The organism is Aeromonas sp. LsrichE-8G (genome assembly GCF_022869435.1).
In the GTDB taxonomy this organism is placed as follows: Bacteria; Pseudomonadota; Gammaproteobacteria; order Enterobacterales; family Aeromonadaceae; genus Aeromonas; species Aeromonas caviae.
In genome coordinates this window covers 1-24,161 of record NZ_JALIHH010000069.1, presented here as the reverse complement: position 1 = coordinate 24,161, position 24,161 = coordinate 1, and the positions used below count along the sequence as shown (strand labels likewise).

21 protein-coding genes and 3 tRNA genes are annotated in these 24,161 nt (G+C 63.3%); 10 read left to right on the top strand and 14 right to left on the bottom strand.

Translation table 11 applies throughout. The features are described from left to right. Positions 1-114: 114 nt before the first annotated feature. Positions 115-954: a 2OG-Fe(II) oxygenase family protein gene (locus tag MUW49_RS12470; RefSeq protein ID WP_010672899.1), complete on the bottom strand. Its 840-nt coding sequence runs from the start codon at positions 952-954 to the stop codon at positions 115-117. 200 nt (positions 955-1,154) lie between these two features. Between MUW49_RS12470 and MUW49_RS12465 the strand changes: the two genes are divergently transcribed. Continuing rightward, positions 1,155-1,718 (top strand): DUF2799 domain-containing protein, encoded by a 564-nt coding sequence (locus MUW49_RS12465; protein WP_042015786.1) that lies wholly within the window; start codon positions 1,155-1,157, stop codon positions 1,716-1,718. Positions 1,719-1,772: 54 nt separating this feature from the next. Here the strand turns inward: MUW49_RS12465 and MUW49_RS12460 are convergent, their stop codons facing one another. Both MUW49_RS12460 and MUW49_RS12455 read right to left on the bottom strand, forming a co-directional pair. Further along, positions 1,773-2,594, bottom strand: a complete 822-nt coding sequence (locus MUW49_RS12460) for a Cof-type HAD-IIB family hydrolase (RefSeq protein ID WP_109112599.1) — start codon at positions 2,592-2,594, stop codon at positions 1,773-1,775. Between the two features lie 235 nt (positions 2,595-2,829). Continuing rightward, entirely contained in the window at positions 2,830-4,068 is a 1,239-nt protein-coding gene (locus MUW49_RS12455) for an MFS transporter (RefSeq protein ID WP_039039394.1), read from the bottom strand. 148 nt (positions 4,069-4,216) lie between these two features. Here MUW49_RS12455 and MUW49_RS12450 point away from each other — a divergent pair, with 148 nt between their 5' ends. Both MUW49_RS12450 and MUW49_RS12445 read left to right on the top strand, forming a co-directional pair. After that, a complete protein-coding gene (locus MUW49_RS12450; RefSeq protein WP_041214535.1) occupies positions 4,217-4,840 on the top strand; it encodes a metalloregulator ArsR/SmtB family transcription factor in 624 nt (207 codons plus the stop codon). 309 nt (positions 4,841-5,149) lie between these two features. Further along, on the top strand, positions 5,150-5,626 hold the full coding sequence (locus MUW49_RS12445; RefSeq protein ID WP_010672894.1) for an Lrp/AsnC family transcriptional regulator: 477 nt from the start codon (positions 5,150-5,152) through the stop codon (positions 5,624-5,626). A 132-nt stretch (positions 5,627-5,758) separates the two neighbouring features. Here the strand turns inward: MUW49_RS12445 and MUW49_RS12440 are convergent, their stop codons facing one another. The 3 genes from MUW49_RS12440 to MUW49_RS12430 form a co-directional block, all read right to left on the bottom strand. Continuing rightward, positions 5,759-6,076: a hypothetical protein gene (locus MUW49_RS12440; RefSeq protein WP_041211026.1), complete on the bottom strand. Its 318-nt coding sequence runs from the start codon at positions 6,074-6,076 to the stop codon at positions 5,759-5,761. A 148-nt stretch (positions 6,077-6,224) separates the two neighbouring features. Then, entirely contained in the window at positions 6,225-6,455 is a 231-nt protein-coding gene (locus MUW49_RS12435; RefSeq protein ID WP_029313696.1) for a hypothetical protein, read from the bottom strand. 35 nt (positions 6,456-6,490) lie between these two features. Beyond that, a complete protein-coding gene (locus tag MUW49_RS12430; RefSeq protein ID WP_029313694.1) occupies positions 6,491-6,916 on the bottom strand; it encodes a MarR family transcriptional regulator in 426 nt (141 codons plus the stop codon). 176 nt (positions 6,917-7,092) lie between these two features. On the opposite strand from MUW49_RS12430, the gene MUW49_RS12425 reads away from it, so the two are divergent. The 4 genes from MUW49_RS12425 to MUW49_RS12410 all read left to right on the top strand — a co-directional run bounded on the left by MUW49_RS12425 (position 7,093) and on the right by MUW49_RS12410 (position 11,038). Continuing rightward, positions 7,093-8,097 carry an NADP-dependent oxidoreductase gene (locus tag MUW49_RS12425; RefSeq protein WP_049635933.1) on the top strand — a complete coding sequence of 335 codons (1,005 nt, stop codon included), beginning with the start codon at positions 7,093-7,095 and terminating at the stop codon, positions 8,095-8,097. 178 nt (positions 8,098-8,275) lie between these two features. Beyond that, positions 8,276-8,716: an NUDIX hydrolase gene (locus MUW49_RS12420; protein WP_104455281.1), complete on the top strand. Its 441-nt coding sequence runs from the start codon at positions 8,276-8,278 to the stop codon at positions 8,714-8,716. 172 nt (positions 8,717-8,888) lie between these two features. Continuing rightward, positions 8,889-10,031 (top strand): chromate efflux transporter, encoded by a 1,143-nt coding sequence (chrA, locus tag MUW49_RS12415; protein WP_210538379.1) that lies wholly within the window; start codon positions 8,889-8,891, stop codon positions 10,029-10,031. 137 nt (positions 10,032-10,168) lie between these two features. Then, positions 10,169-11,038, top strand: a complete 870-nt coding sequence (locus MUW49_RS12410) for an AraC family transcriptional regulator (RefSeq protein ID WP_041214532.1) — start codon at positions 10,169-10,171, stop codon at positions 11,036-11,038. Between the two features lie 70 nt (positions 11,039-11,108). On the opposite strand, the gene msrB is transcribed toward MUW49_RS12410, so the two are convergent. From msrB to malQ, 4 genes are all read right to left on the bottom strand, one after another. Continuing rightward, positions 11,109-11,495, bottom strand: coding sequence for a peptide-methionine (R)-S-oxide reductase MsrB (gene msrB, locus MUW49_RS12405; RefSeq protein ID WP_010672886.1), 387 nt, complete (start codon positions 11,493-11,495; stop codon positions 11,109-11,111). Between the two features lie 56 nt (positions 11,496-11,551). After that, positions 11,552-13,690, bottom strand: a complete 2,139-nt coding sequence (gene glgX, locus MUW49_RS12400; protein ID WP_244812840.1) for a glycogen debranching protein GlgX — start codon at positions 13,688-13,690, stop codon at positions 11,552-11,554. After that, a complete protein-coding gene (gene glgB / locus MUW49_RS12395; protein ID WP_221365829.1) occupies positions 13,690-15,867 on the bottom strand; it encodes a 1,4-alpha-glucan branching protein GlgB in 2,178 nt (725 codons plus the stop codon). Before glgB ends, glgX begins: the two co-directional genes overlap by 1 nt. 82 nt (positions 15,868-15,949) lie before the next feature. Continuing rightward, positions 15,950-18,139 (bottom strand): 4-alpha-glucanotransferase, encoded by a 2,190-nt coding sequence (gene malQ / locus MUW49_RS12390; RefSeq protein WP_119196986.1) that lies wholly within the window; start codon positions 18,137-18,139, stop codon positions 15,950-15,952. 346 nt (positions 18,140-18,485) lie between these two features. On the opposite strand from malQ, the gene gap reads away from it, so the two are divergent. Both gap and MUW49_RS12380 read left to right on the top strand, forming a co-directional pair. Further along, positions 18,486-19,481, top strand: a complete 996-nt coding sequence (gene gap / locus MUW49_RS12385) for a type I glyceraldehyde-3-phosphate dehydrogenase (RefSeq protein WP_010672882.1) — start codon at positions 18,486-18,488, stop codon at positions 19,479-19,481. A gap of 105 nt (positions 19,482-19,586) precedes the next feature. Further along, positions 19,587-20,447 (top strand): D-hexose-6-phosphate mutarotase, encoded by an 861-nt coding sequence (locus MUW49_RS12380; protein WP_201872659.1) that lies wholly within the window; start codon positions 19,587-19,589, stop codon positions 20,445-20,447. A gap of 70 nt (positions 20,448-20,517) precedes the next feature. On the opposite strand, the gene nadA is transcribed toward MUW49_RS12380, so the two are convergent. Next, the gene (gene nadA, locus MUW49_RS12375) at positions 20,518-21,591 is read right to left on the bottom strand and encodes a quinolinate synthase NadA (RefSeq protein WP_201872660.1); all 1,074 of its coding nucleotides are present in this window, start codon (positions 21,589-21,591) and stop codon (positions 20,518-20,520) included. A 142-nt stretch (positions 21,592-21,733) separates the two neighbouring features. On the opposite strand from nadA, the gene MUW49_RS12370 reads away from it, so the two are divergent. After that, positions 21,734-23,839 (top strand): methyl-accepting chemotaxis protein, encoded by a 2,106-nt coding sequence (locus tag MUW49_RS12370; RefSeq protein WP_201872661.1) that lies wholly within the window; start codon positions 21,734-21,736, stop codon positions 23,837-23,839. Positions 23,840-23,886: 47 nt separating this feature from the next. Here the strand turns inward: MUW49_RS12370 and MUW49_RS12365 are convergent. From MUW49_RS12365 to MUW49_RS12355, 3 genes are all read right to left on the bottom strand, one after another. Then, positions 23,887-23,962: transfer RNA gene (locus MUW49_RS12365), tRNA-Val, on the bottom strand. A 19-nt stretch (positions 23,963-23,981) separates the two neighbouring features. After that, positions 23,982-24,057, bottom strand: a tRNA-Lys gene (locus MUW49_RS12360). Between the two features lie 22 nt (positions 24,058-24,079). Continuing rightward, positions 24,080-24,155: transfer RNA gene (locus tag MUW49_RS12355), tRNA-Val, on the bottom strand. Between the last annotated feature and the right edge of the window lie 6 nt (positions 24,156-24,161).

Here is a 24,161-nt window from a genome sequence, read left to right as displayed (position 1 = left end):
ACTCAGTTTTTAGCATCATTAACCAATAAAGTTCGGATAATCCACCAATCGCGCCACAAAATAAAAACCGGAGCGGGGATGCTCCGGTTTGTTGTCTGCCCGGGTCTGGCGGGATTAGATGACCCCCAGCTCCCGCAACCGCTCCATCAGATAGCTGTGGGCGGTGTGACGCTCCGAGAGCACCACATCCGGACGGGGGTGCAAGAAGAGCGGCAAGGAGATGCGGGACTTGGCGGCACTGCCCCCGGTCGGGTTGATGACCCTGTGGGTGGTGGAGGGGTAGTAGCCGCGGGAGGCCTCCTGCAGCATGTCACCGATGTTGATGATGAGGGTGCCGAAATCGCAGGGCACGTCCATCCACTCCCCGTCTGAACCTTTCACCTGCAGGCCCGGCTCGTTGGAGGCGGGCAGAATGGTCAGCAGGTTGATGTCTTCATGGGCGGCGGCACGGATGGCGCCCGGCTCCTCGGTGCCGTCGAAGGGCGGGTAGTGCAGCACCCGCAGCAGGGTCTTGTGGCTCTCTTCGATCATGGAGGAGAGCGGGCAGCTGTAGTGGGCGGCGATGTCACCCGGGGTGTGCTGCTCCACCCAGCCCAGCAGCTCGGCGGCCAGATCGTTGGCGAGGCGGTAGTACTCCATCGCCTGCTCTTTCAGCTCTGCCGGCATCTGGCCCCAGGGATAGATGTGGAAGTACTCCTTGATGTCCTTCTGGCTGTGGCCCTTGGCCACCTCGGACACCGAGGGCGGGAAGTAGCCGTCCTGGGTCTCGCGATTGAACAGGAAATCCTGCTTCTGTTCGCTCATGAAGAAGCGATACCAGTTGTCATAGATGGACTGCACCAGCTCCTTCGGGATGGGGTGGTGAGTCAGCACTCCGAAGCCGGTGGTGCGCAGGGATTCGGTGAAGCGCTCGGCCGCATCGGGGGAGCGATAATCGACGGTCAGGACTTTCATTGTTTTTATGTTACATGCCAGTTAAAAGTAGGCGCAGTTTACCCTGCCTCCCCCGGCAAGAAAAGGCTGCCGGAAGCCCGTCTACAACGGCTTGAAAATACTGATAAAAACATCATGATACGGCCCCCTCGCCCGGTGCTTGTCCCGGACGGGCCTCCTCTTCTAGAATGCCCCACCCCCTTTGCTGTCGGAGCCCCCTCATGTCCCCCAAGATCCTGTTGTTGACCCTTCCCTTCCTGCTCGCCGGGTGCAGTTCCCTCTCGGAGGAGGAGTGCCGTGCCATGAGCTGGTACAACCAGGGCTATCAGGACGGGGAGCAGGGCAAGACCCGAAGCGCCACCCGCGACTATCAGAAGACCTGCGGGGAGTACGGCCTCAGGGTGGATGAGGCGGAGTGGCAGCGCGGCTACGCCAAGGGGCTGGAGCTCTATTGCATCCCCGAGCTTGCCTACAGCAAGGGACGGGAAGGGAGCGAATACCTGGGGGTCTGCCCCAACGACACCAGCTTCCTCACCCAGTTCGAGCGCGGCCGCAAGGAGTACCTGCTGGAGCAGCGCCTCGGCGAATTGCAGCAGGAGCTGGAGCGCACCGAGCGGAGCATCCACCAGCTGGATCAGCAGATCCGGGGCGAGAGCGACAGCCGCCAGCGCGACTACTACCGTGCCCAGCGCGAGCGCGCCATCCGTCACTACGAAGGGGTGTACCGGGACTACAACCGGCTGCGCTTCCCGGATCGGGTGATCCAGTTCTCCTTCGGGAGCTGACAAAAAGGGGCCGACATGGCCCCTTTCTGTTTATGCCGCAGACTGTTTTTCCCCTCAGGCGGGCAGGACCCAGCGCTGCAACGCCAGGGCGATGCCATCCTCGTTGTGATCCGCGGTGACCCGGTCTGCATGGGCCTGGATCTGGGGCGCCGCATTGCCCATGGCCACCGCCAGCCCCACCTGCTCGAACATGCTGATGTCGTTGTTGTTGTCGCCAAAGGCCACCAGGTTCTCCATGGCGATCCCCTCGCTCGCCGCCCACTGGGCCAGCCGGTTGCCCTTGCTGCAACCTGGCTGCACCAGCTCCACCGCATAGGGGGCCGCCCAGTCACGGGTGAAGGGCAGTCTCTCCACCACCTCCCCGACGAAACGGTGCAACCGGCCGGGATCCTGGTTGAACAACTCCAGCTTCCAGATGGGGGACTGCAACCAGGACTCGATATCCTCGGCGGGCAGCAGGGAGACCTTGAGGTGATCCGGCTGGGTTGCCGACCAGCGCCGCATCCGGCCCACGTGCTCCTCGCAGCCCAGGTAGCCGATGCCGTCCCCCAGGTGGAACAGCGCCCCCATCTGCTGGGCCTGCACCTCCTCCAGCAGGGTGGTGAGAGGCGCCACGGCCAGGGGATCCCCGGCGAGGATCCTCTCCTGCACCGGATCATAGAGGTAGGCACCGTTGCTGCAGATGATGGGGGTGTCGAGGGCCAGCTCGTGGTGGAAGGGACGGGCCGTCATGAAGTGGCGACCCGTCACCAGCAGCACCTTGATGTCGTGGGCCCGGGCCTGGGCCAGGGCAGCCCGGGTAGCGGACGAGATCTTGTGATCCCGGTTCAGCAGGGTACCGTCCATGTCCAATGCAATGGCCTGATAACGACTCATATCACCTCCAAGAATGTCGAGACGGGTGCGGCGCCATCCCCTCCCGTTTCCAGTGCCATGACGACACATCTCACCGCCGGGAATGCGGACTGGGCATCGCAAGGCCCATGATGGGAGACGCGCTCGCCGGGGGGCGGGAACAGCGGAGCAAAGAGCCATACCGTCCCAGACTCGGCGCCGCGATGCAAGTCCGGCCCGCCATCCCGTCGCCGAACTGTGATCCCCGCGCCCTTCGTCAGCCCGCCTCGGCGCACCCGGCCACGGCGTTTCGCCTGTCCGCCCGTCTGCGCAATCCGTAGAAACCGAGGGCACAGATCACGCCGCAGAGGCCGGCCAGGTAGAAGGGCCACTCGGTCCCCGCCAGCAGCACCAGGCTGCCCAGCACCACCGCCAGGATCTCGCTGCCCACCGCCAGACCGCGGTAGAGCCCCATCGCCTGCCCCTGCTGGCTGGCATGGCTGCGGTTGGAGACCGCCACCGAGGTGGCCAGCTCCCCCAGGCTCATGCCGATGCCCGCCGGGATGAAGGTGAGCGCGAGCCCCCACCACTGGGTCGGCAGGATGAACATCAGCATGCCCGCCGCCATCACCAGGTGGCCGACGATGCCAAGGGAGCTGCCGCGCCAGTGCCGTGCCAACTGCTCACCGATCCAGGAGCCCAGCATCATGGGCACACTCACCAGCACGGCGGCCTGGGCCAGTTGCACCGGATCCCATGCCAGCCGCTCCACCAGCCAGACATTGAAGTAGGTGAAGTAGAGCTGCACCGCCCCGTAGCTTGCCAGGGTCAAGGCAAAGTAGGGCAGGAGACGAGGTTGCAGCAGCAGTTGGCGGGTCGAGAGGGGAGCCTCATCCCGGGTCGCCGGCACCGGGGGACGATTGGGCAGCAGCCAGAGCACCAGCAGCAGGTTGATCACCGTCATCCCCACCGCCAGCCAGGCCGCCAGGCTGTAATCCCCCGAGACCACGGCCGCATAGCCTCCGATCATGGGGCCCACCACCCAGCCCAGGTTCATGCCGATGTTGATGCGGGCGAAGTTGCGGGCCTTGGTCCTGGCCGTGCTCATGTCCGCCGCCATCGCCTGCACGATGGCGATGTCGCCGTTGAAGAAGCCCTCCACCACCCGGCTCAGCAGCAAGAGCGGCAGGGAACGCCAGGCGATGCCGAGGGCCATCAGCACATACCCCGCCAGCACCCCCACCAGACAGAGTGTCAGCACCGGCTTGCGCCCATGGCGATCGGAGAGGCGGCCAAGCAAGGGGGCCCCCAGCAGTTGAAACAACGGATAGAGCCCCATGATGACGCCAAGCCACACCTTGCGGCTCCAGTCCGACGCCTGTGGCGTCAGCATGCCCTGGGCCGGATCCAGCAGCAGCGGCGCCAGGACGGGGGAAGGCAGGCTGAACCCCGCCACCGCCAGCGTCACCGTCATCACCAATACCCAGAGGGTCACCTGTCCCTTGATCCCTTCCATCTTCGCCTCATTAAATAAAGTTATCGGTTTATTTATATTGTGAGGGGTCGTCCATTAAGTAAAGCAGATTGTTGATTTAAATCGCCCTGCTACCCATAATGACCTCATCCAGGCGGTCACCGCACCGATACCCACCACCGGAGCCCCCATGAACGCCAGTACCGACAAGATCCTCTATCTGCTGAAAACCCGCGGCCCCCAGAGCGCCGCCGAACTCGGCGACCAGTTGCAGATGACGTCCATGGGGGCGCGCCAGCACCTGATGGCCCTGGAGTCCGAGGGCTGGGTGGGGTTTAGTGACGAGGCCCGCGGCCGTGGTCGCCCGGTGCGCCTGTGGCACCTCACCGACCAGGCCTGGCAACGCTTCCCCGACACCCATGGCGATCTGACCCTGCAACTGATCGACGACATCCGGCAGGTGTTTGGCGACGCGGGCATGGAGCAGCTCATCACGCGGCGGGAGCAGCAGATGCAGGCACGCTATGAATCCAGGCTGACCCAGCCGGCGCTGGCAGACAGGCTGATGACGCTCAAGGCGCTGCGCACCCAGGAGGGGTATATGGCGGACATGTCGCAGGAGGAGGACGGCAGCTGGCTGTGGTGGGAGAGTCACTGCCCCATCTGCAGTGCGGCCAGGGCCTGTCGGGGCTTTTGCCGCAGCGAGCTGGCGCTGTTTCGCCGGTTGCTGGCGCCGGCCGAGGTGGAGCGGGAGCAGTATCTGCTGGAGGGGGACAGCCGCTGTCTCTATCGCATCCGGCCGCCCCGCCCCTGAGCGGGCGGAACGCAAAAACAACAAAGCAGGCGCCGGGATGCCTGCTTTGTTGCCTTCGGGGAGGGGGTGCTCTCGTTCCAGCCCGTTGTTTCCCGATAAGGTCGAACGGCTGATGGGGCTCTTGACCCGGTAAGGTCCTTCACCACAGGTGCCTGGTCGGGCGCCTGTCTTGCCACCGGAAGATGTAACCATGGTACTCCCCGCGATGCGGTGAGTGGTTGTGAAGTAGCAGGTATTTTCAGTTGTTTTTGCAATAGTTCACCCTTAATCTAGGAAAAGTGGATTAGTAATTGCGAAGAGGTACGGAGAATGCTGAAACTTGATCGTATAGACAGGCATATTCTGGAGCTGATGCAGGAAAATGGCCGCATCAGCAACCTGGAGCTGGCCGAGCTGGTCGGGCTCTCTCCCTCCCCCTGCTCGCGCCGGGTCAAGGCGCTGGAGGATGCCGGTCTCATCGATACCCATGTCACCCTGCTCAATGCCCGCCAACTGGGGCTGACCCTCACCGCCTACATTCACATTTCCATGGACAGGCACACTCCGGAGCGGTTCGAGAACTTCGATCGCGCCGTCAAGGATCTGCCCGAGGTGCTGGAGTGCGACCTCATCACCGGCAACGATGCGGATTACCAGCTCAAGGTGGTGGTGCGGGACATGGAGCACTACCAGCACTTCCTGCTGGACAAGCTGACCCACATCTCCGGCGTGACCGGGGTGCGTTCAAGCTTCGTGCTGCGCCGCATCAAGCACAAGACCGCCCTGCCCCTCAACCACCTGGGCTGACCCACCCCTCATCCGGGGAGCACCAAAAGCAAGAGGAGGCCCGGGCCTCCTCTTCTTGTCTCTGCTATCAAGGGCATTCGCGGTCAACACCGCCCCCGGGCGCCCTCGCGCCGCCAGGTGGCGAACGCCTCGTCATGCCTCGACCTGGCTGACGTCCTGCACCTGCAGCAACCAGCCGCTCTGCTCCTGCAGGGGTTCGCCACGCAGCCGCAGCCGCTCACCGGTCGACACCCACTGCCCTTTAGGCAGAGATATTTCCAGGCTCTCGCTGCCGTTGTCGAACACCCAGCGATCGGCGCCCAACGACTCCATCAAGTACCCTTCCATCTCCACTCTGGACTCGGCCTGCCAGGAGGGGGAGGCGGTATCACGGCTCTCGATGAAATCCCCCTGAACACCAAAGCTGGCCAGCCCCCACAGAATGGAGAGCCCGACGATGGATGATTGCATCTCTCTCTCCTGTTGGTTTGCTACCTTGAGGGCCAGTATGGGAAGAGAAAAATGAGTGCACCATGAACAAGGTGCCAAAGTGCTGGCAAGATCGCGAAAAAAACCGGCCCCATGGCCGGTCATGTCATTTTATGTCGTACAGGTCACACTACTTGGCCGCTTCTTCTGCCATCCGTGCAGCCCTTGGTTTATTTGTCCACATGGCCACCCCGCGGTGATCCGCACAGATCCCCTCGTCGGTGACCGCCCGCACCCGGACCCCGTCCTTGCAGATGGCCTGCCAGGCATCGGCATCGTCGATCTGCAGCTCGGAACGGGGATAGGAGGTATCGGCGCAGGCGCACAGCAGGATGGCAAACAGAGGCAGCAGGGATTGCATGGGTTTCATCGGGTCACTCCTGACGGGAAAAGGGATCAGCGCCCCAGCTGCGCCGCCACGCGATCGCAAAGCTGCTTGAGCTGGGCCAACTCAGCATCGGCCAGATCCACCTGATTGCGCAAGCTGTCCGCCAGACAGCACTCCCTGACCTCCTGCTGCAACTGGCGTCCCGCCTCGGTCAGACTGATGCACTTTTGCCGCTCATCCTCGTGGGAGACGGTTCGGGTCAGCCACCCCTTGCTCTCCAGCCGCTTGACGATGGGGGTCAGGGTGCCCGCATCCAGTCCGGTCTCCTGCCCTATCTCCTTGAGGCTGACCTCGTCCCGGGCCCAGAGCGAGAGCATCACCAGGTACTGGGTATAGGTGAGATCCAGCTTGTCCAGCAGCGGCCGATAGGCACGCATCACCGCATTGGAGGCGCTGTAGAGGGCAAAACAGACCTGCTTTTTCAATTCGCTCATGGAGGACCTCGCTGACGACAAGGGGGGCAGTATACCCCATCAACTTCGGGGCTGAATAGTTTGCACACAAAACAGTTGCCAGCCCCCGCGTTCAGGACTACCCTGATTTTAGTTTGCACACAAACAAAAATGCCAGGCCGCCGCCCGACGCGCGGCCCCACTGCCGGAGAATGCCCATGAATGCCATCAGCCATCAAATCCAACTGCTGCGTCGCCCCACCGGTCTCCCCACCCTGGAGGACTTCGCCCTCCGGGACGTGCCCCTGCCCGCCCTGCAGGAGGGAGAGGTGCAGGTCGCCAACCAGTGGCTGTCGGTGGACCCCTACATGCGCGGCCGCATGAGCGAGGCAAAAAGCTACGTTCCTCCCTTCCCCCTCAACGGTCCCCTCGACGGCGGCGCCATCGGCACGGTACAGGCATCGCGCCACCCCGATTTCAAGGTGGGGGACAAGGTGAGCAGCATGCTGGGCTGGCGGGATGCCTTCGTGGCAAACGCCGCCCAGCTCACCCGCCTGCCCGACACCACCCTGCCGCCCCAGCGCTTCCTCGGCGCCCTCGGCATGCCGGGCATGACCGCCTGGGCGGGCCTGCACAAGGTGGCACACCTGAAGGCCGGTGAAACCCTGCTGGTCTCGGCAGCCTCCGGGGCGGTCGGCACCATGGCGGTCCAGCTCGCCAAGCAGGCGGGGGCCAGGGTCATCGGCTCCACCGGCTCGGCCGACAAGGTCGCCTACCTCAAGACCCTGGGAGCCGATGCGGTGATCAACTACCGGGAGACCCCTGATCTCGACGCCGAGCTGGCCCGCCTCGCCCCCGAAGGCATCCACGTCTACTTCGAGAACGTGGGGGGCGCCATGCTGGATGCCGCCCTCAACCACCTGGTGGTGCACGGGCGCATCGTGCTGTGCGGCCTCATCGAGCAGTACAACAGCAACGGCCAGGCCAGCGGCCCGCGCAACCTCTCCCAGGTGATCCGCAAGCGCATCCTGATGCAGGGGCTGCTGGTCTCCGATCACTGGCAACACTACGGGGCGTTCCTGGCCGAGGCCATGCCGGCCTTCGAGGCGGGCACCCTCCAGGCCGAGGAGACCGTCAGCGAGGGGCTGGCCAGCATGCCGCAAGCCTTTATCGGACTGTTCCAGGGCCGCAATACCGGCAAGATGCTGGTCAGACTGCCCTGATCCGGAGGCATTTCCCATCTATTTAACAGATAGAATATCGCCAGACCCATCCATTTAAGCGATGGAAAATCGGCATCCGATCGCCCTTGAACAGGCGGCTTGCACAACGGGCCCATCCCCCCTAAGGTAGGCCCGTTTTCCCTGGCGCACCCCGCCGTCTCAGCAAGGAGCCTCCCCTATGTCTACCCCCTATCCCCGCGTCGGTGTCGGCGTCATTCTCACCAATGGCCAGGGCCAGGTACTGCTTGGCAAGCGCAAGGGCAGCCATGCCCCCTACTGGTCCATCGCAGGCGGTCATCTGGAATTGGGGGAGACCTTCGAGTCGGCAGCCATCCGGGAGGTGGCGGAGGAGACCGGCTTCGTCATCCACCAGCCTCGCGTCATCGCCGTCACCAACAACCTGGAGACCTGGCGCGAGAGCGGCCTGCACTACATCTCGGTCACCTTGCTGGCAGAGGTGGACGGGGAGCCGCAACTGCTGGAGCCGGAAAAATGCGAGGGCTGGAGCTGGTGCGACCCGCACACTCTGCCCGAGCCTCACTTCGATGCCAGTCGCCAGTCCATCGCCTGCTGGCTGGCGGGACAATGCTACCTGCCCCAGGCACAACCGGCCCCCTGACCCTCACCGGCAGGCTGCCGCGCGTCACCCCGGTACCTCTCGTCTGCTGGCGGAGGCGACCAGCCCCCCGCCAGCCCCTGTTGATGGCAGGCAGCGCGGGAGGGCGTACCGTCACCAAACTGTCACTTTTTTGTCATATTATCCGGGCCAGGATGATGACGAGGAGGGGAAGATGGGACAGGTATTCATGCAGTTCTTGTGGCTGGGGTGCATCAGTTTTGGCGGGCCGGCCGCCCATATCGGCTATTTTCAGCGCACCTTTGTCCAGCGGCTGGGCTGGCTGAGCCAGGCGGAGTTCGCCCAGTTGCTGGCCCTGTGCCAACTGCTGCCGGGTCCGGCCTCCAGCCAGCTCGGCTTTGCCATCGGCCGCCACCGCGCCGGCATCAGCGGCGCCCTGGCCGCCTTCGTCGGCTTTACCCTCCCCTCCTTCCTGCTGTTGCTGGCGGCCGCCGTCGGTCTGGGTCAGCTTGCGGGCAGCCTCTGGCTGGACGCCGCCCTGCACGGCCTCAAGCTGCTGGCGCTCGTCGTGGTGGCGGATGCCGTGCTCACCATGAGCCGCCAGTTCTGCAAGACGGCACTGCAACAGGGGGTCATGGTGGCCACCGCCGCCGCCCTCTGGTGCGCCCCCGGGCTTCTGACCCAGGTCGCCATGCTGCTCGGCGCGGCCCTGCTCTGTGCCTTGCGCGAGCCGCACCCGGGGAGTCAGGGCCTCGCGTCCACTCCTGCTCGCCAGCCTCACTGGCCGACCCTGCTGCTGTTCGCCCTGCTGTTCGTCGGCCTGCCCCTGGTGGCGAGCGGCCCCGTCAGCCAGTTGCTGGCCGAGTTTTACCGGGCAGGCAGCCTGGTGTTTGGAGGTGGTCACGTGGTGCTGCCCCTGTTGCAGGAGAGCCTGGGTCACCACCTGAGCGAGCAGCAGTTCCTGACCGGCTACGGCCTGGCCCAGCTGGTACCCGGCCCCATGTTCACCCTGGCCACCTACCTGGGCGCCGTGCTGCTGCCCGCCACTCCCCTCATCGGAGCGCTGCTGGCGACCCTGGCGCTCTTCCTGCCGGGTTTCTTGCTGCTCTGGGCGCTGGGCCCCTGCTGGCAGCACTGGCTGGCCCGCCCCCGTCTGGCGGGGGCCGTGGCCGGTATCAACGCCGCCGTGGTGGGGCTGCTGCTGGCGGCCCTCTATCAGCCGGTGTGGCAGAGCGCCGTGCTCTCCCCCACCGATCTGGCGCTGGCCGCCGTCGGCTTCTACCTGCTGCGGGTGCCACGGCTCCCCGTGCTGCCCCTCGCCGCCCTGCTGACGGGGGCAGCCCTGTTGTTGGCCTGACGAACCCGCGACAAGTCAGGCAGCGCCCGCCGGGCTGTCGGTCGTGGATCTTCTCCCCGAAGGGAGGCAAAGAGAGCAAGATCCGTCAGGACAGCTCGGGCCCGTTGGCCGATAGTGGGCAGCACAGAGGAGAGACCATGGATCACAACCAGACAGAGGCCTACCGCCGACGCTTTCAAACGGTGACAGAGCACATCGAGCGCCATCTCGACGACGACCTGTCGCTGGAGCGGCTCAGCGCCGTGGCGCACTTTTCGCCCTTTCACTTTCATCGGCAATTTGCCGCTTACTGCGGCGTGCCGCTGGGGCGTTACATCCAGCTGCTGCGGCTGAAGCAGGCCTCTTACCGGTTGGCATTCGCGCCTCTGGACAAGGTGACTGATATCGCCCTCGATGCCGGCTTCCAGCATGGCGAATCTTTCAGTCGCGCCTTCAAGCAGACGTTCGGCCTGACGCCCAGCCAGTTCAGGCAGCACCCGGACTGGGCCAACTGGCATCGCTGCCTGCCACGGCCCCCCACAAAGAGGATTGACCCCATGCGAGTCGACATCATCCAGTTCCCGCAGACCGCCGTCGCCGCCCTGACCCATCAGGGCCTGCCCGAGCGCATCAACGACACCGCGGCGCGCTTCATCCAGTGGCGCAAGGCCACGGGCGGCTCCCCGGTCGCCACCAGCCGGACCTATGGTCTGGCGCCGGACGACCCCGCCACGACGGAGGGTGCGGCGTTTCGCTTTACCCTCTGTGGCAGCGTCGAGTCCCCCGTCGCCGAGGACAATGAATGGGGCGTGAAGAATGCCCTCATCCCGGCCGGGCGCTGCGCCGTGGTACGCCACCACGGCTCCCACGACCTCCTGGCCGACTGTGCCCGGGCGCTCTACCGCGACTGGCTGCCCGCCAGCGGCGAAGAGCTGCGGGATTTTCCGCTCTTCTTCCACTACCACAACTTTGTACACGAGGTGCCCACCCATGAGCTGGTCACCGACATCTACCTGCCGCTGGCATAGCCCGGCACCTGACAGGGGGAGATAAAAAAGCGGCGCCTCCGAAGGGAGGCGCCGCTGGTCGTGTCGGGGATCAGGCGTCGGGCTCGAAATCCAGGCTCAGGCTGTTGACGCAGTAGCGCTGGCCGGTCTCGGTCGGCCCGTCGGGGAAGACGTGGCCGAGGTGGGAGCCGCACTGGCTGCAGGTGATCTCCACCCGCTTCATGCCGTGGCTGTTGTCCTCGGTGTAGGTCACCGTCCCCTCGATGGCCCGGTCGAACGAGGGCCAGCCGCAGCCCGCGTCGAACTTGGCGCCTGAGTGGAACAGCACCTGCTTGCAGCAGACGCAGTGGTAATCGCCGCTCTTGCGGTTGTGCAGCAGTGCACCGCTGTAGGGACGCTCGGTCCCTTTCTCCCAGCAGACGTGGAACTGCTCTGCACTCAGCTTGTCGCGCCACTGTTCAGGGTTGTTACTGCTCATTCCGGCTCCTCACCACTGATAACGGTGCCCAGCATACCCAGTCAGGGCGCCTGGCTCTACCCCGCCAGCGGGAACTGTGATCCCGTTGGCAACACGGCGACAACATCCGCTGCCACCACCCCTTCACTCGCCAGCACCGCCGCCGGCAGGGCGACCCGCTCCAGCAGCTTGAGGGAGTGGGCACGCCCCACCGCCACCTGCCGCTTGATGTCGTCCGGCAGGAAGGGCAGGCCGTCGTTGGTGGCGGTGTCGATGGTCTGGATCCACTCCATGCCCTCCCCCGGCGGCGGCAGGCGGAACTGGATGTCATAGTCGCTGGCGTTGAACAGCACGTACCAGCGCTCCCCGGTGCAGCCGATCATGCCGATGTCCATGGCAAACGCCTGCCCCATGGGGGCGTGCCAGTCCTGATCGGTGAGCTGATGGCCGTCCGGGTGATACCAGTTCACCTGGTGACAGCTGGTCGCCTTGCCGTTCCAGCCGTCGTCGCTCAGTTGCAGGTTGGAGAAGACCCCGGACTCCGCCCGCAGCGCCATCATCTGGCGGGTGAAAGCGAGCAGCCGCTCGTCCTCCGGACGCAGTTGCCAGTTCACCCAGCTTATCTGGTTGTCCTGACAGTAGGCGTTGTTGTTGCCGAGCTGGCTGCGGCCCATCTCGTCCCCGGCCAGGAAGTGGGGCGTCCCCTGTGACAGCAGCAGGGTGGCGATGAGGTTGCGCTTCTGCTGCTGGCGCAGGTTGTTGATGCGCGGGTCCAGGGTCGGCCCCTCCACCCCGTGGTTGCTGGAGAGGTTGTTGCCGTGGCCGTCCCGGTTGTCCTCGCCGTTGGCCTGGTTGTGGCGCTGGTTGTAGGAGACCAGATCCTCGAGGGTGAAGCCGTCGTGATAGCAGAGGTAGTTGACGCTGGTGTGGGGGGAGCGCCAGTTCTTCGGGAAGAGATCCCGCGAGCCCACCAGACGGGTGGCAAAATCCCCCATCTTGCCCGCATCCCCGCGCCAGAAGGCGCGCACCGTGTCGCGGTAACGATCGTTGATCTCCAGCCACTGGCTCGGAAACTGGCCGAGACGATAGCCGAAGGGGCCGATGTCCCAGGGTTCGGCGATGAGCCTGACCCGCGCCAGCACGGGATCCGCCATCATGGCCTTGAAGAAGGCGCTCATGGGATCGAACTCCCCTGCTTCCCGCGCCAGGGTGACCGCCAGATCGAAGCGGAAACCGTCCACCTGCATCTCGGTGACCCAGTAGCGCAGGGCATCGAGCACCAGCCGCAGGGTGTTGGGGTGATCCAGATTGACACTGTTGCCGCAGCCGGTGACGTTGGCGTGGCGATGGTAATCCGGACCATGGGCACCCGACTCGAAGGCGTAGTAGCCCGCGTTGTCAAACCCCTTGAGGGAGAGCATGGGGCCGTCGAAGCCCGACTCCGCGGTGTGGTTGTAGACCACATCCAGGATCACCTCGAGTCCCGCCCGGTGCAGCTCGCGCACCATGGTCTTGAACTCGGTCACCGCATCCTTCGCCCCGTAGCGCGGTTCGGGCGCGAAGAAGGCGATGGGGTTGTAGCCCCAGTAGTTGGTGAGCCCCAGCTGCTCGAGCCTGGGCTCGGACATGAAGGCCGCCACCGGCATCAGCTGGACCGAGGTCACCCCCAGCCCCTGCAGATGCTCGATCATCAGCGGGTGGCTGATGCCCAGATAGGTGCCCTGCAACGCCTTGGGGATGCCGGGGTGCTGGCGGGTGAACCCTTTGACGTGGGTCTCGTAGAGCACGACCCGCTCCGGCGGGATGCCGGGCTTGCCGGCCCCCTGCCAGTCGAAGGCATCGTCCACCACCACCGACTTGCCCACCATGGCCGCGCTGTCCCCCTCGTAAAGGGCATCGTCCCAGTGGGTGGCACGGCTGAGCGCCCGGGCGTAGGGGTCTATCAGCAGCTTGTCCGGGTCGAACAGCAACCCCTCCTGGGGAGCGCCATGCACCCGGTAGCCATAGCGCTGACCGGCCTTGACCCCGCGCACGTGGCCGAACCAGTACTGGCCGCGCCGACCGGGCAAGGGGAGACGCGCCAGCTCTTGCTCCTCGTCGTCGAACAGGCAGAGCTCCACCTTGTCCGATTGGGGAGCCCAGACACAGAAGTGGCAGCCCGTCTCGTCCAGACGGGCGCCAAGCGGGTGATCTACCCCGTTTTCCATTTCAAACATCAGGACTCCTGTTTGATGAACAAGGTCGCGAGCGGCGGCAAGTCCAGCACCAGGCTGTGTGCCATCCCCTGCCAGGGGGTCGCCTCGGCGACGAAGACCAGACCCACATCATAGTTGCTGCCCCAGTAATGCTCGCTGTCGGTGTTGAGCACCACCCGATAGCGACCGGCAGCCGGCACCCCGAGACGGTAACCGATGCGCGGCACCGGGGTGAAGTTGCAGGCCACCACCAGCGGATGGGCCCCCAGCTTGTCGGCCCGCAGCCAGGCGAAGATGCTGTTGTCGGCATCGTTGTGATCCAGCCAGCGGAAACCTGCCTGTTCATAATCCGCCTGATACAAGGCAGGTTCATGACGATAGAGGTGGTTGAGATCCCGGATCAGCCGCTGCTGGCCGCCGTGCCTGGGGTACTGCAACAGGTGCCAGGGCAGCTGGGCATCATGATTCCACTCGTTGCTCTGGGCGATCTCGGTGCCCATGAAGTTGAGCTTTTTGCCGGGGTGGGCATACATGAAGCCCATGTAGGCGCGCAGGTTGGCGGCCTGCTGCCACTCGTCCCCCGGCATCTTGTAGAGCAGGGAGTGCTTGCCGTGGACCACCTCGTCATGGGAGAGGGACAGAATGAAGTTCTCGTCATAGTGGTACACCATGGAGAAGGTCATGTCGTTGTGGTGGTAGCGACGGTGAATGGGCTCTTTTTGCATGTAGCTGAGGGTGTCGTGCATCCAGCCCATATTCCACTTGAAGCCAAACCCCAGGCCGCCAAGGAAGGTGGGGCGGGAGACCCCGGCAAAGGCGGTGGACTCCTCGGCGATGGTCATGGCGTGGGGGTACTTGCCGTACACCTCCTCGTTGGTCCACTTCAAGAGGCTGATCGCCTCGTAGTTGTGGTTACCGCCATCGACGTTGGGCACCCACTCACCGGCGTTGCGGGAGTAATCCAGATAGAGCATGGAGGCGACCGCATCCACCCGCAGGCCGTCGATGTGGAACTTGTCGAGCCAGAACAGGGCGCTGGCCACCAGGAACTGGCGCACGGTGTCGCGACCGAAGTCATAGATGTAGGAGTTCCAGTCCGGGTGCCAGCCACGGCGCGGATCTTCGTACTCGTAGAGCGGCGTGCCGTCGAAGCGGGCCAGGCCGTGGGCATCGGACGGGAAGTGGGCGGGCACCCAATCCAGAATCACGCCGATCCCCGCCTGGTGGCACTGATCCACGAAGTATTTGAAATCGTCGGCCGTGCCGTAGCGGCTGGTGGGGGAGAACATGCCCACCGGCTGGTAGCCCCAGGAGCCGCTGAAGGGATGCTCGGAGACTGGCAGCAGCTCGATGTGGGTGTACTCCATCTCCTTGATGTAATCCACCAGTTCCACCGCCAGCTCGCGCCAGCTCAGGCTGTCGCCGTTGGAGTGACGCTTCCAGGAACCCACGTGCAGCTCGTAGATGGAAAGGGGCTGCTCGCGCTTGTCATTGAGCTGACTCTCGCGCCAGTCGGCGTCCTGCCACTGGTACTGGCCGTGGTCATAGACCACGGAGGCGAACGAGGGGTACTGCTCGCAGTAGAAGCCCACCGGGTCGCTCTTGTGGGGCAGGCGATTGCCCGCCGGGTCTTTCAGTTCGAACTTGTAGCGATCCCCGGCCTTGAGCCCCGGCACGAATAGCACCCAGTGGCCGCACTGGCTGCGCTGCATGGGGTGACGGCGGCCATCCCAGAAGTTGAAATCGCCGATGAGGCTCACCGCCGTGGCGCTCGGCGCGTAGACGGCAAAGCGTACCCCTTCCACCTGCTGGCCGAGGTGCGTCACGGTGCGCAACTGGGCGCCGAGGGTGTGGTAGAGGTTTTCCGGTTGCCAGGTGAGTTCCGCCAGCCCTTCCCAGGCGGCAGCCTGGAACTGATAGGGGTCGATGATGTCGGCACTGGCGTCGGCGTAGGTCGCGATGAGCTGGTAGGGGAAGGGATTCTTGCGGCGGGTGAAAACAGTTTCAAAGAGGCCCGCTTCGTCAGCGGCGGTCAGGGTGGCAACTATCTTGCCTGACTTGAGATCCCTGACCCGGACCTCGAGTGCATCGGGCAACCAGGCGGTGAGTTTCAGGCCTGGCCCATCCGGATTGGCCAGCAGGCCTAGATGGGAGAAGGGATCGGCACAGCGGGCGGCAACCAAACGTTCAACGGGCATCGACATTTCCTTTGATGGCTGAACATCCGCTTCGGCCGAAGCCAAAGCGGATGAAAGTGAGTCACATGTTGGCGTTCAAGGCTCAACGGCTGGCCTCGTCACGGGCCCGGCTCATCTTGCCCGCCAGATTCTTGAGCGCCTCGTCGGCGAAGATATCCTCCAGATCCCGGGAGAGCTTGCGACGCCAGTTGGGGTACTCGTAGCTGGTACCCGGCACGTTGACCGGCTTGTCCATCTCCAGCCAGTCTTCGAGCTGGGTGCTGAACAGGGCACAGCTGCCGCGGGACATGTGCAGTTGCAGACCGTGGTTGAGCTCGGTATTCATGCCGACCCAGTTCACGTCGTGACTGATATTGCCAGAGATGACCCCATGAGCATGCAGGCTGTCAAGGATCCGCTGCTTGGCCTGGTGGCGATCAGCATACAGGGTCTTGAGTACGTCTTCATCCGGGTACAGGCCCAGTTCGCGTCCCAGCGCCAGATCGTCGCAGTGCCAGAAGCCTTTGAGGGTCGGCATGTCGTGGGTGGTCAGGGCGGACATCGCCTGCTCGGCGTAGTGCGCCGGGGAGATGAAGCCACCATCGTCCTTGGAGCGCTCGAAGAAGAACACCTTGTAGGAGTGGACGCCGTTCTCTTTCAGGGTCACGTCGATCCCCTCCGGCACGGTCCCCAGATCCTCGCCGATCAGCAGGCACTGGTTGCGATGAGACTCGAGGGCCAGGATCCCCAGCAGATCGTTCACCGGATAATAGATGTAGGCCCCCTTGGCGGCCGACTCTCCGGGCGGCACCCACCACAGGCGCAGCAAGGCCATCACGTGGTCGATGCGCAGGGCGCCGCAGGAGCGCATGTTGGCACGGAACAGATCCACCATGGGCTGGTAGGCGGCCTCGAACAGCTGGTTCGGGTTCATGGGGGGCAGGCCCCAGTTCTGGCCGAGGGGGCCGAGAATGTCGGGCGGTGCACCGACCGAGGCTTTCGGGCAGTAGAGATCCCGGTTTGCCCAGATCTCGGTGGAGCCTTCGGAGACGCCGACCGCCAGATCCCGGTAGATCCCCATCACCATGCCGGCGGCCTTGGCGCGGGCATCGGCCCGGGCCAGCTGCTCGTCAGCCAGGAACTGCAGATAGAGATAGAAGGCCACATCCTGCTGGTGCTCGGCCATCCAGGCCGCCACTTCGGGGTTGTGGTAATCGCGCAGCGCCTCGGGCCAGACCGGCCAGCCCCAGGCATTCTCGCCTTTGGCATAGAAATGGGCCTGCAGGGCGTCAAACGCTGCCTGCTGTTGCAGGCTGTCACCGCCGGCAGCCACGAAGGCATCGAACGCAGCCTGACGCTCGGCGCTGAAGCTGGCCTGGTCGAACACCTGGCGCAGCATCCCGATCTTGGTCTGGATGACGCCGGTGTAATCCACATTGTCCTTGACCCGCAGGGAGGTGAGGTGCTGCTGGAAGGCCGGGCTCGCCACTTCCGCTTTCAGGCGATCGTTGCCCACGAATTCGGGCACCGCTTCCACATCGATATAGGCGACGTTGAGCCAGCGACGGGAAGAGGGGCTGTAAGGGCTGGCACTCTCCGGGTTCGCCGGATAGAGGGCATGAATGGGGTTGAGACCGACGAAGTGGGCTCCCCAGGCGGCGGCATTCTCAACCAGCTGGCCGAGATCGCTGAAATCGCCGATGCCCCAGTTGTGGCGGCTGCGCAGGCAGTAGAGCTGGACGCTCGGGCCCCACACCTTGCGACCATTGGCGATGGGCGCCTGCTTGTAGCAGGACTTGGGGGCGACGATGAGACGCATGGTGGCCAGCGGCTCGTCATTGCCCTCTTCCAGCAGGATGAGCTGGTGATAACCCAGCGCAGGCTGCACATCCAGGGTGACGCGATAGGCCTGACACTCCATCTCCTCGAACTCGGCCACCCCGACCAGCTCACCCTCGATGGGAGTGAGTTGACCGGACAGCACTGCACCCTGCTCCTGCTGGAGCTGCCAGGTGAGGGCATCGTTGACGAATTCGATGGGGAGGCGAACCTCAAGAGTAACGGCGTCGCCGCTGCGTACCACCATCACGGGATCCAGCGCGCGCAGCCAGTGCTGGCGGTGCTCCTGCTCAAGCTGTTCGGACAGGGCGGCCTCGTCATCGACGCGGTAGCCCATGGCGCCCAGCATGGCGGCCTTGCTCTCTTCCGATACCAGGGCCGGCTGGCCCCAGGCATCAACATACTCACTGGCAATGCCTTTGGCGGCAGCCAGCTGTTCAATCAGGGTGGTCATAGTTTGAGAATTCCCGCTGTGGATTCTGTCTACGCTATTTTGTGATTAATTTTTATGGTTGGTACTTGAACAGTGGCTCTTTGGCCATGCTAAACCGCGCACATTTTTACATATCTCCCCGGCTGGATGTGTGACCGGGCAGGCACTATTGTTGTTCTCTGCCACCGACTTTGCTGATGATGCATTCAACAAAAGTTGGTAGCCAGTTACATAAACCGAAAATAAATTTCACAGTTTTTCATGATATAGCGCAATTTCGCGCAGATTGTTGGTTGACTCGCGAGGGAGTTCTAGTAAATTTACAAACGGAATTTTCTTTGACTACTGAACAGTTAGGTAACCAATTATGACTATCAAAGTAGGTATTAACGGTTTTGGCCGTATCGGTCGTTTCGTTTTCCGTCTGGCCGCTGAGCGTGCTGACATCGAAGTGGTTGGTATCAACGACCTGATCGACGTTGACTACATGGCTTACATGCTGAAGTACGACTCCACTCACGGTCGCTTCAAGGGCACTGTTGAAGTCAAAGACGGCAACCTGATCGTCAACGGCAAAACCGTACGTGTTACCGCTGAACGTGACCCGGCCAACCTGAAATGGGGCGAAATCGGTGTTGACGTTGTTGCCGAAGCCACCGGTCTGTTCCTGACCGACGAAACCGCTCGCAAGCACATCGCTGCCGGTGCCAAGAAAGTCGTACTGACCGGCCCGTCCAAAGACGCTACCCCGATGTTCGTCATGGGCGTCAACCAGGACTCCTACGCTGGCCAGGACATCGTTTCCAACGCTTCCTGCACCACCAACTGCCTGGCCCCCATCGCCAAGGTTCTGAACGATACCTTCGGTATCGAATCCGGCCTGATGACCACCGTTCACGCTACCACTGCTACCCAGAAGACCGTTGATGGTCCGTCTGCCAAAGACTGGCGCGGTGGCCGCGGTGCGGCTCAGAACATCATCCCGTCCTCTACCGGTGCTGCCAAGGCTGTTGGCGTGGTCATCCCGGAACTGAACGGCAAGCTGACCGGCATGGCCTTCCGCGTTCCGACTCCGGACGTGTCCGTTGTTGACCTGACCGTCAACCTGAAGAAAGAAGCGTCCTACGCTGAAATCTGCCAGGCCATGAAGGCTGCCTCCGAAGGCGCCATGAAGGGCGTGCTGGGCTACACCGAAGACGAAGTGGTTTCCACCGACTTCCTGGGTGAGCGTCAGACTTCCGTGTTCGATGCCAAGGCTGGTATCCAGCTGAACAAGACCTTCGTGAAAGTCGTCTCCTGGTACGACAACGAAATGGGCTACTCCAGCAAGGTTCTGGACCTGATCGCTCACATCTCCAAGTAATTTGGGATGCGCAATCGCGTAGCTTGAAAAAAGGCGGCCAATGGCCGCCTTTTTGTATTCTGAATCACGGACCCTTTCTGAATGTCCCCGAGCACTGGAGCCTTTATGACACCGACACGTACGCTGACTGCCCACTGCACCCTGAGCCAGGATGGCCTGCCCCTGCTGACCATAGACAATGAGCACGCCAGGGCCGAGATAAGCCTGTTTGGCGCCCATGTGCTGCGTTACCAACGCCATGGTGAGCCGGCCTCTCTCTGGCTCAGCGACAAGGCGATACTGGATGGCAGCAAGCCCATTCGCGGCGGCATTCCCCTCTGCTGGCCCTGGTTCGGCCCCTCCCCCGCTCGCGTTGGCAGCGGCAAGCCGGCTCATGGCTTCGCACGCAACTGCCTGTGGACGCTGGATGGGGTCTCCGATCACGGGGACGGCACACTCGTCCACCTCTCCCTGCGTGACAACGATGCCAGCAGGACGCTCTGGCCCCATGCCTTCGAGCTGGAGCTGGACGTACTGGTCGGCAAGGAGCTTTCCCTGGTGCTGACCACCCGCAACACCGGCAAGTCAACGCTCACCTACAATGCCGCCCTGCACACCTACCTGCAGATCAGTGCGCCGGAAGCGGTAACCGTGACCGGCCTCGGCGAACCCTATCTGGACAAGCTGACCGGCCGAAACGAACTGCAACAGGGAGCGCTGACCGTCACCGCAGCCATGGATCGCATCTACCGCCAGCCCGATCCCATGGTCAGCGTGCAGGATGGTGAGCGCACCACCCGGGTGGTCAACGGCAACCACGACAGCGTGGTGGTCTGGAATCCCTGGGCGGAGGGCGCCGCGGCCATGGCCGACATGAGTGACGACGGTTATCGCACCATGCTCTGTGTCGAGGCGGCCATCACCGCCGAGGACGGGATCACCGTCCCGCCCGACGAGGAGCACAGCTTCTCCACCGTCATCATCTGACGATACAGATGACGAATAAATAAAGAGGGCTCCCGCGGGAGCCCTCTTTGCATCTTGCCATCAGCGTCAGTCAAGCGTTGCCCAGGGTCTTCAGCTTGAGCTCGGCGGCGAAATCCAGCATGCGGTCGAGCGGGACAAGCGCTTTGAGACGCAGTGCCTCATCCACATGGATCTCGTGACGCTCGGCACCGTCGGTCAGGGCCTCCTTGATGGCCACCAGGCCGTTCATCGCCATCCAGGGGCAGTGGGCGCAGCTGCGACAGGTGGCACCATCACCGCCGGTGGGCGCCTCCACCATCTCTTTCTCCGGGCAGGCCTGCTGCATCTTGTAGAAGATGCCGCGATCGGTCGCCACGATCAGTTTCTGCTGGGGCAGCTCTTTGGCGGCCTTGATGAGCTGGCTGGTGGAACCCACCGCATCCGCCAGCTCGATGACGGAGGCCGGGGACTCCGGGTGCACCAGCACGGCGGCATCCGGGTTCTGGGCCTTGAGCTCGCGCAGCGCCTTGGCCTTGAACTCGTCGTGCACGATGCAGTGACCCTGCCAGCGCAGCATCTCGGCCCCTGTCTTCTTCTCGATATAGGCGCCGAGGTGGCGGTCCGGGCCCCAGATGATCTTGTGACCCTGACTGTCCAGATGTTCGACGATCTCCAGTGCAATACTGGAGGTGACCACCCAGTCGGCCCGTGCTTTCACCGCTGCCGAGGTATTGGCATAGACCACCACGATGTGATCGGGGTGCGCATCGCAGAAGGCGGAGAACTGGTCGATGGGACAACCCAGATCAAGCGAGCACTCGGCCTCCAGCGTCGGCATCAGCACCCGCTTGTGGGGGCTCAGGATCTTGGAGGTCTCTCCCATGAAGCGCACACCGGCCACGATCAGGGTCTGGGCCGCATGGTCGCGACCGAAGCGGGCCATCTCCAGGGAGTCACCCACGAAGCCACCGGTGGCTTCTGCCAGGGCCTGGATCTCGGGATCCGTGTAGTAATGGGCAACCAGCACGGCCTGGCGCGCCTCGAGCAGCACCTTGATCTCGGCGATCAGGGTCGCCTTCTGCTCGGGAGTCAGGGGCTGTGGTTTGGCCGGGAAGGGGTAGTCCATCTCGACTACCGGCGGAATACTGCTCAGTGCATTGCTCATTGCGACTGTTCCATCAACGCTCGGGAAGGCCAAAATTATAACCAGAAGCCGTGCACAAACCCATCAACAAATCCAGTACAGTACAACTGTCAGGACCCGCTCCGACCATATCGTTGTCATTCTTGCCAAAAGGAGTTGTCGAATGAAACAACGTTCGCTCAAGACCAAGTTGTTGTTGCTCACGCTGGGACTTTTTTTCGCCAGTGGCGTCGCCATGACATGGATACAGTCCTCCTCGCTGAACGGCCTGCGCGATGACATCATGGCGCAGACCCGTGGCGCCCTGGAGCAGGAGGTTTCCCGTTCCCTGCAATTCCAGGCAGAGCGGTATGCCGTGCAGATCGAAGACCAGTTGCAGCAGGCCTATCAGATACCGCTCGGCATGGCGGCGCAGCTTGAAGGAAGCATGGCCCAGCCGGACCAGCGGCTGAGCCGCCAGCAAGTGGAGCTCCTGCTTGGCAGCCGCCTGCGCCAGGCAAACGGGATCAGCTCCATCTACGCCCAGTTCGAACCCAACGGTTACGACGGACAGGACGCCGACTGGCAGACGGGCGCCAGCCATTCAGTTGCCGGCAAGGGCAGTCTCGAGGTCTACTTCACCCGGGAACAGAACGGAAACATCGCGCAGCAGACCATAGATGCCGCCACCAGTGACGCCAAGTTCGACACCTCGCGCAATGAATTCGGCATTCGCAACAGCGAGTGGTATCTCTGCGGTCGCGAGACTCGTCGCCCCTGTCTGATGGAACCCTACCTCTACGAGATAAGCCCTGGCCAGAAGATGCTGATGACCAGCCTGACGGTGCCCGTCCTCAAGGATGGCAAGTTTGCCGGGATCACCGGGGTCGACATGAACCTGCCCATCTTCCAGCAACTGGCCGAGCACCTAGGCAAGAGCCTCTATGACAACCAGGCCGAGGTCACCCTGGTCAGCAAGATGGGCTTCATCGTCGGCAGCAACCGCCATTCGGACAAACTGGGGCGCCCCCTGACAGAGGCCGGACTGGTTGCCCCGAATGGACACCCCGCCGATACCGACAGCGATTTCATCCTGCAGCAGCCCATACGGATCGAGGCTGCCGACAACCAGTGGTGGCTGATGATCAAGGTGCCCAAGGCCCTCGCCCTCAGCCAGGCCAACACCATCAGCCAGCAGCTCGGCAGCCTGTTGCAGGCGACCCAGCAGCAGCAGCTGGTTGCCATCGTTGTCATCACCCTGGTGGCCCTGGGCCTGCTTGTCTGGTTCATCCAGACCATCACGGCGCCCCTCTCCCTCATCAGCCGCCACGTCTCCCACCTCGCCAGCAATGAAGGCGACCTGACCCAGCAGATGCGTATCGACACCCACCAGGAGCTCATCGAGCTGGGCAGGCATCTCAATGCCTTCCTCGGCAAGCTGAGGGCCATGGTGCAGGGCAGCAAGCAGATTGGGCAACAGGTGCATCAGCAGGCCAGGGGCATGAAGCAGACGGCCGATGCCATGCGCAGCAGCCTGGATGATCAGAGCCTGGAGCTGGAGAGCGTGGTCAGCGCCATGCACGAGATGAGCACCACGGCAGTCAGCGTGGCGGGCTATGCGGAACAGGCGGCGCAGGAGTCAGAAGCGGCGACCCACCATGTCAGCACGGCCCAGCAGACATTGAGCAGGGCCCGCAGCGAGATCCATACCCTGGTCGAGGACATGCATCAGGCCGACAAGGCGGTCGCCCAGGTCGCCCAGCGCAGCACCAATATCAGCCACATCCTCGATGTGATCCGGGCCATTGCCGAACAGACCAATCTGCTGGCCCTCAACGCAGCCATCGAGGCGGCGCGGGCCGGCGACATGGGCAGGGGTTTTGCCGTCGTGGCGGACGAGGTGAGGGCGCTGGCCAACAAGACCCGCTCATCCACCGACGAGATAGGGCAGCTCATCGGCAGCCTGCAAACCGAGGTCACCAGTAGCCAGCAGTTGATGAGCACGGGGATCGCCCGCTCGGTGAGCACGGTTGAAGGCACGGAGCAGGCCTTCGAGGCACTCAATCAGTTGGTCACCCAGATCCAGCAGATCCATGATCACATCAGCCAGGTGGCGACCGCCGCCGAGCAGCAGAGTGCCGTGAGCGACACCATCAACCAGAACCTGATGCGCATCGGTGACGCCGCCACCACCCTGGGACAAGAGGCCAATGCCAGCCAGCGCCTGAGCGAGGCACTGGAACAGGCGGCCACCACCCTGGCAAGCGAGCTGGATCGACTGCGAACCTGATGGGAGACGGAAACGAAAAAGCCCGCATCGCTGCGGGCTTTTCAATATGGTGGTCGTTACTGGGCTCGAACCAGTGACCCCCTCCTTGTAAGGGAGGTGCTCTCCCAGCTGAGCTAAACGACCTGGGATATGACTGAAATGATGGTGGGTCGTGCTGGATTCGAACCAGCGACCAATTGATTAAAAGTCAACTGCTCTACCGACTGAGCTAACGACCCATCGAAATCATTTTTTAAAGCATGGTGGTCGTTACTGGGCTCGAACCAGTGACCCCCTCCTTGTAAGGGAGGTGCTCTCCCAGCTGAGCTAAACGACCTGGGAT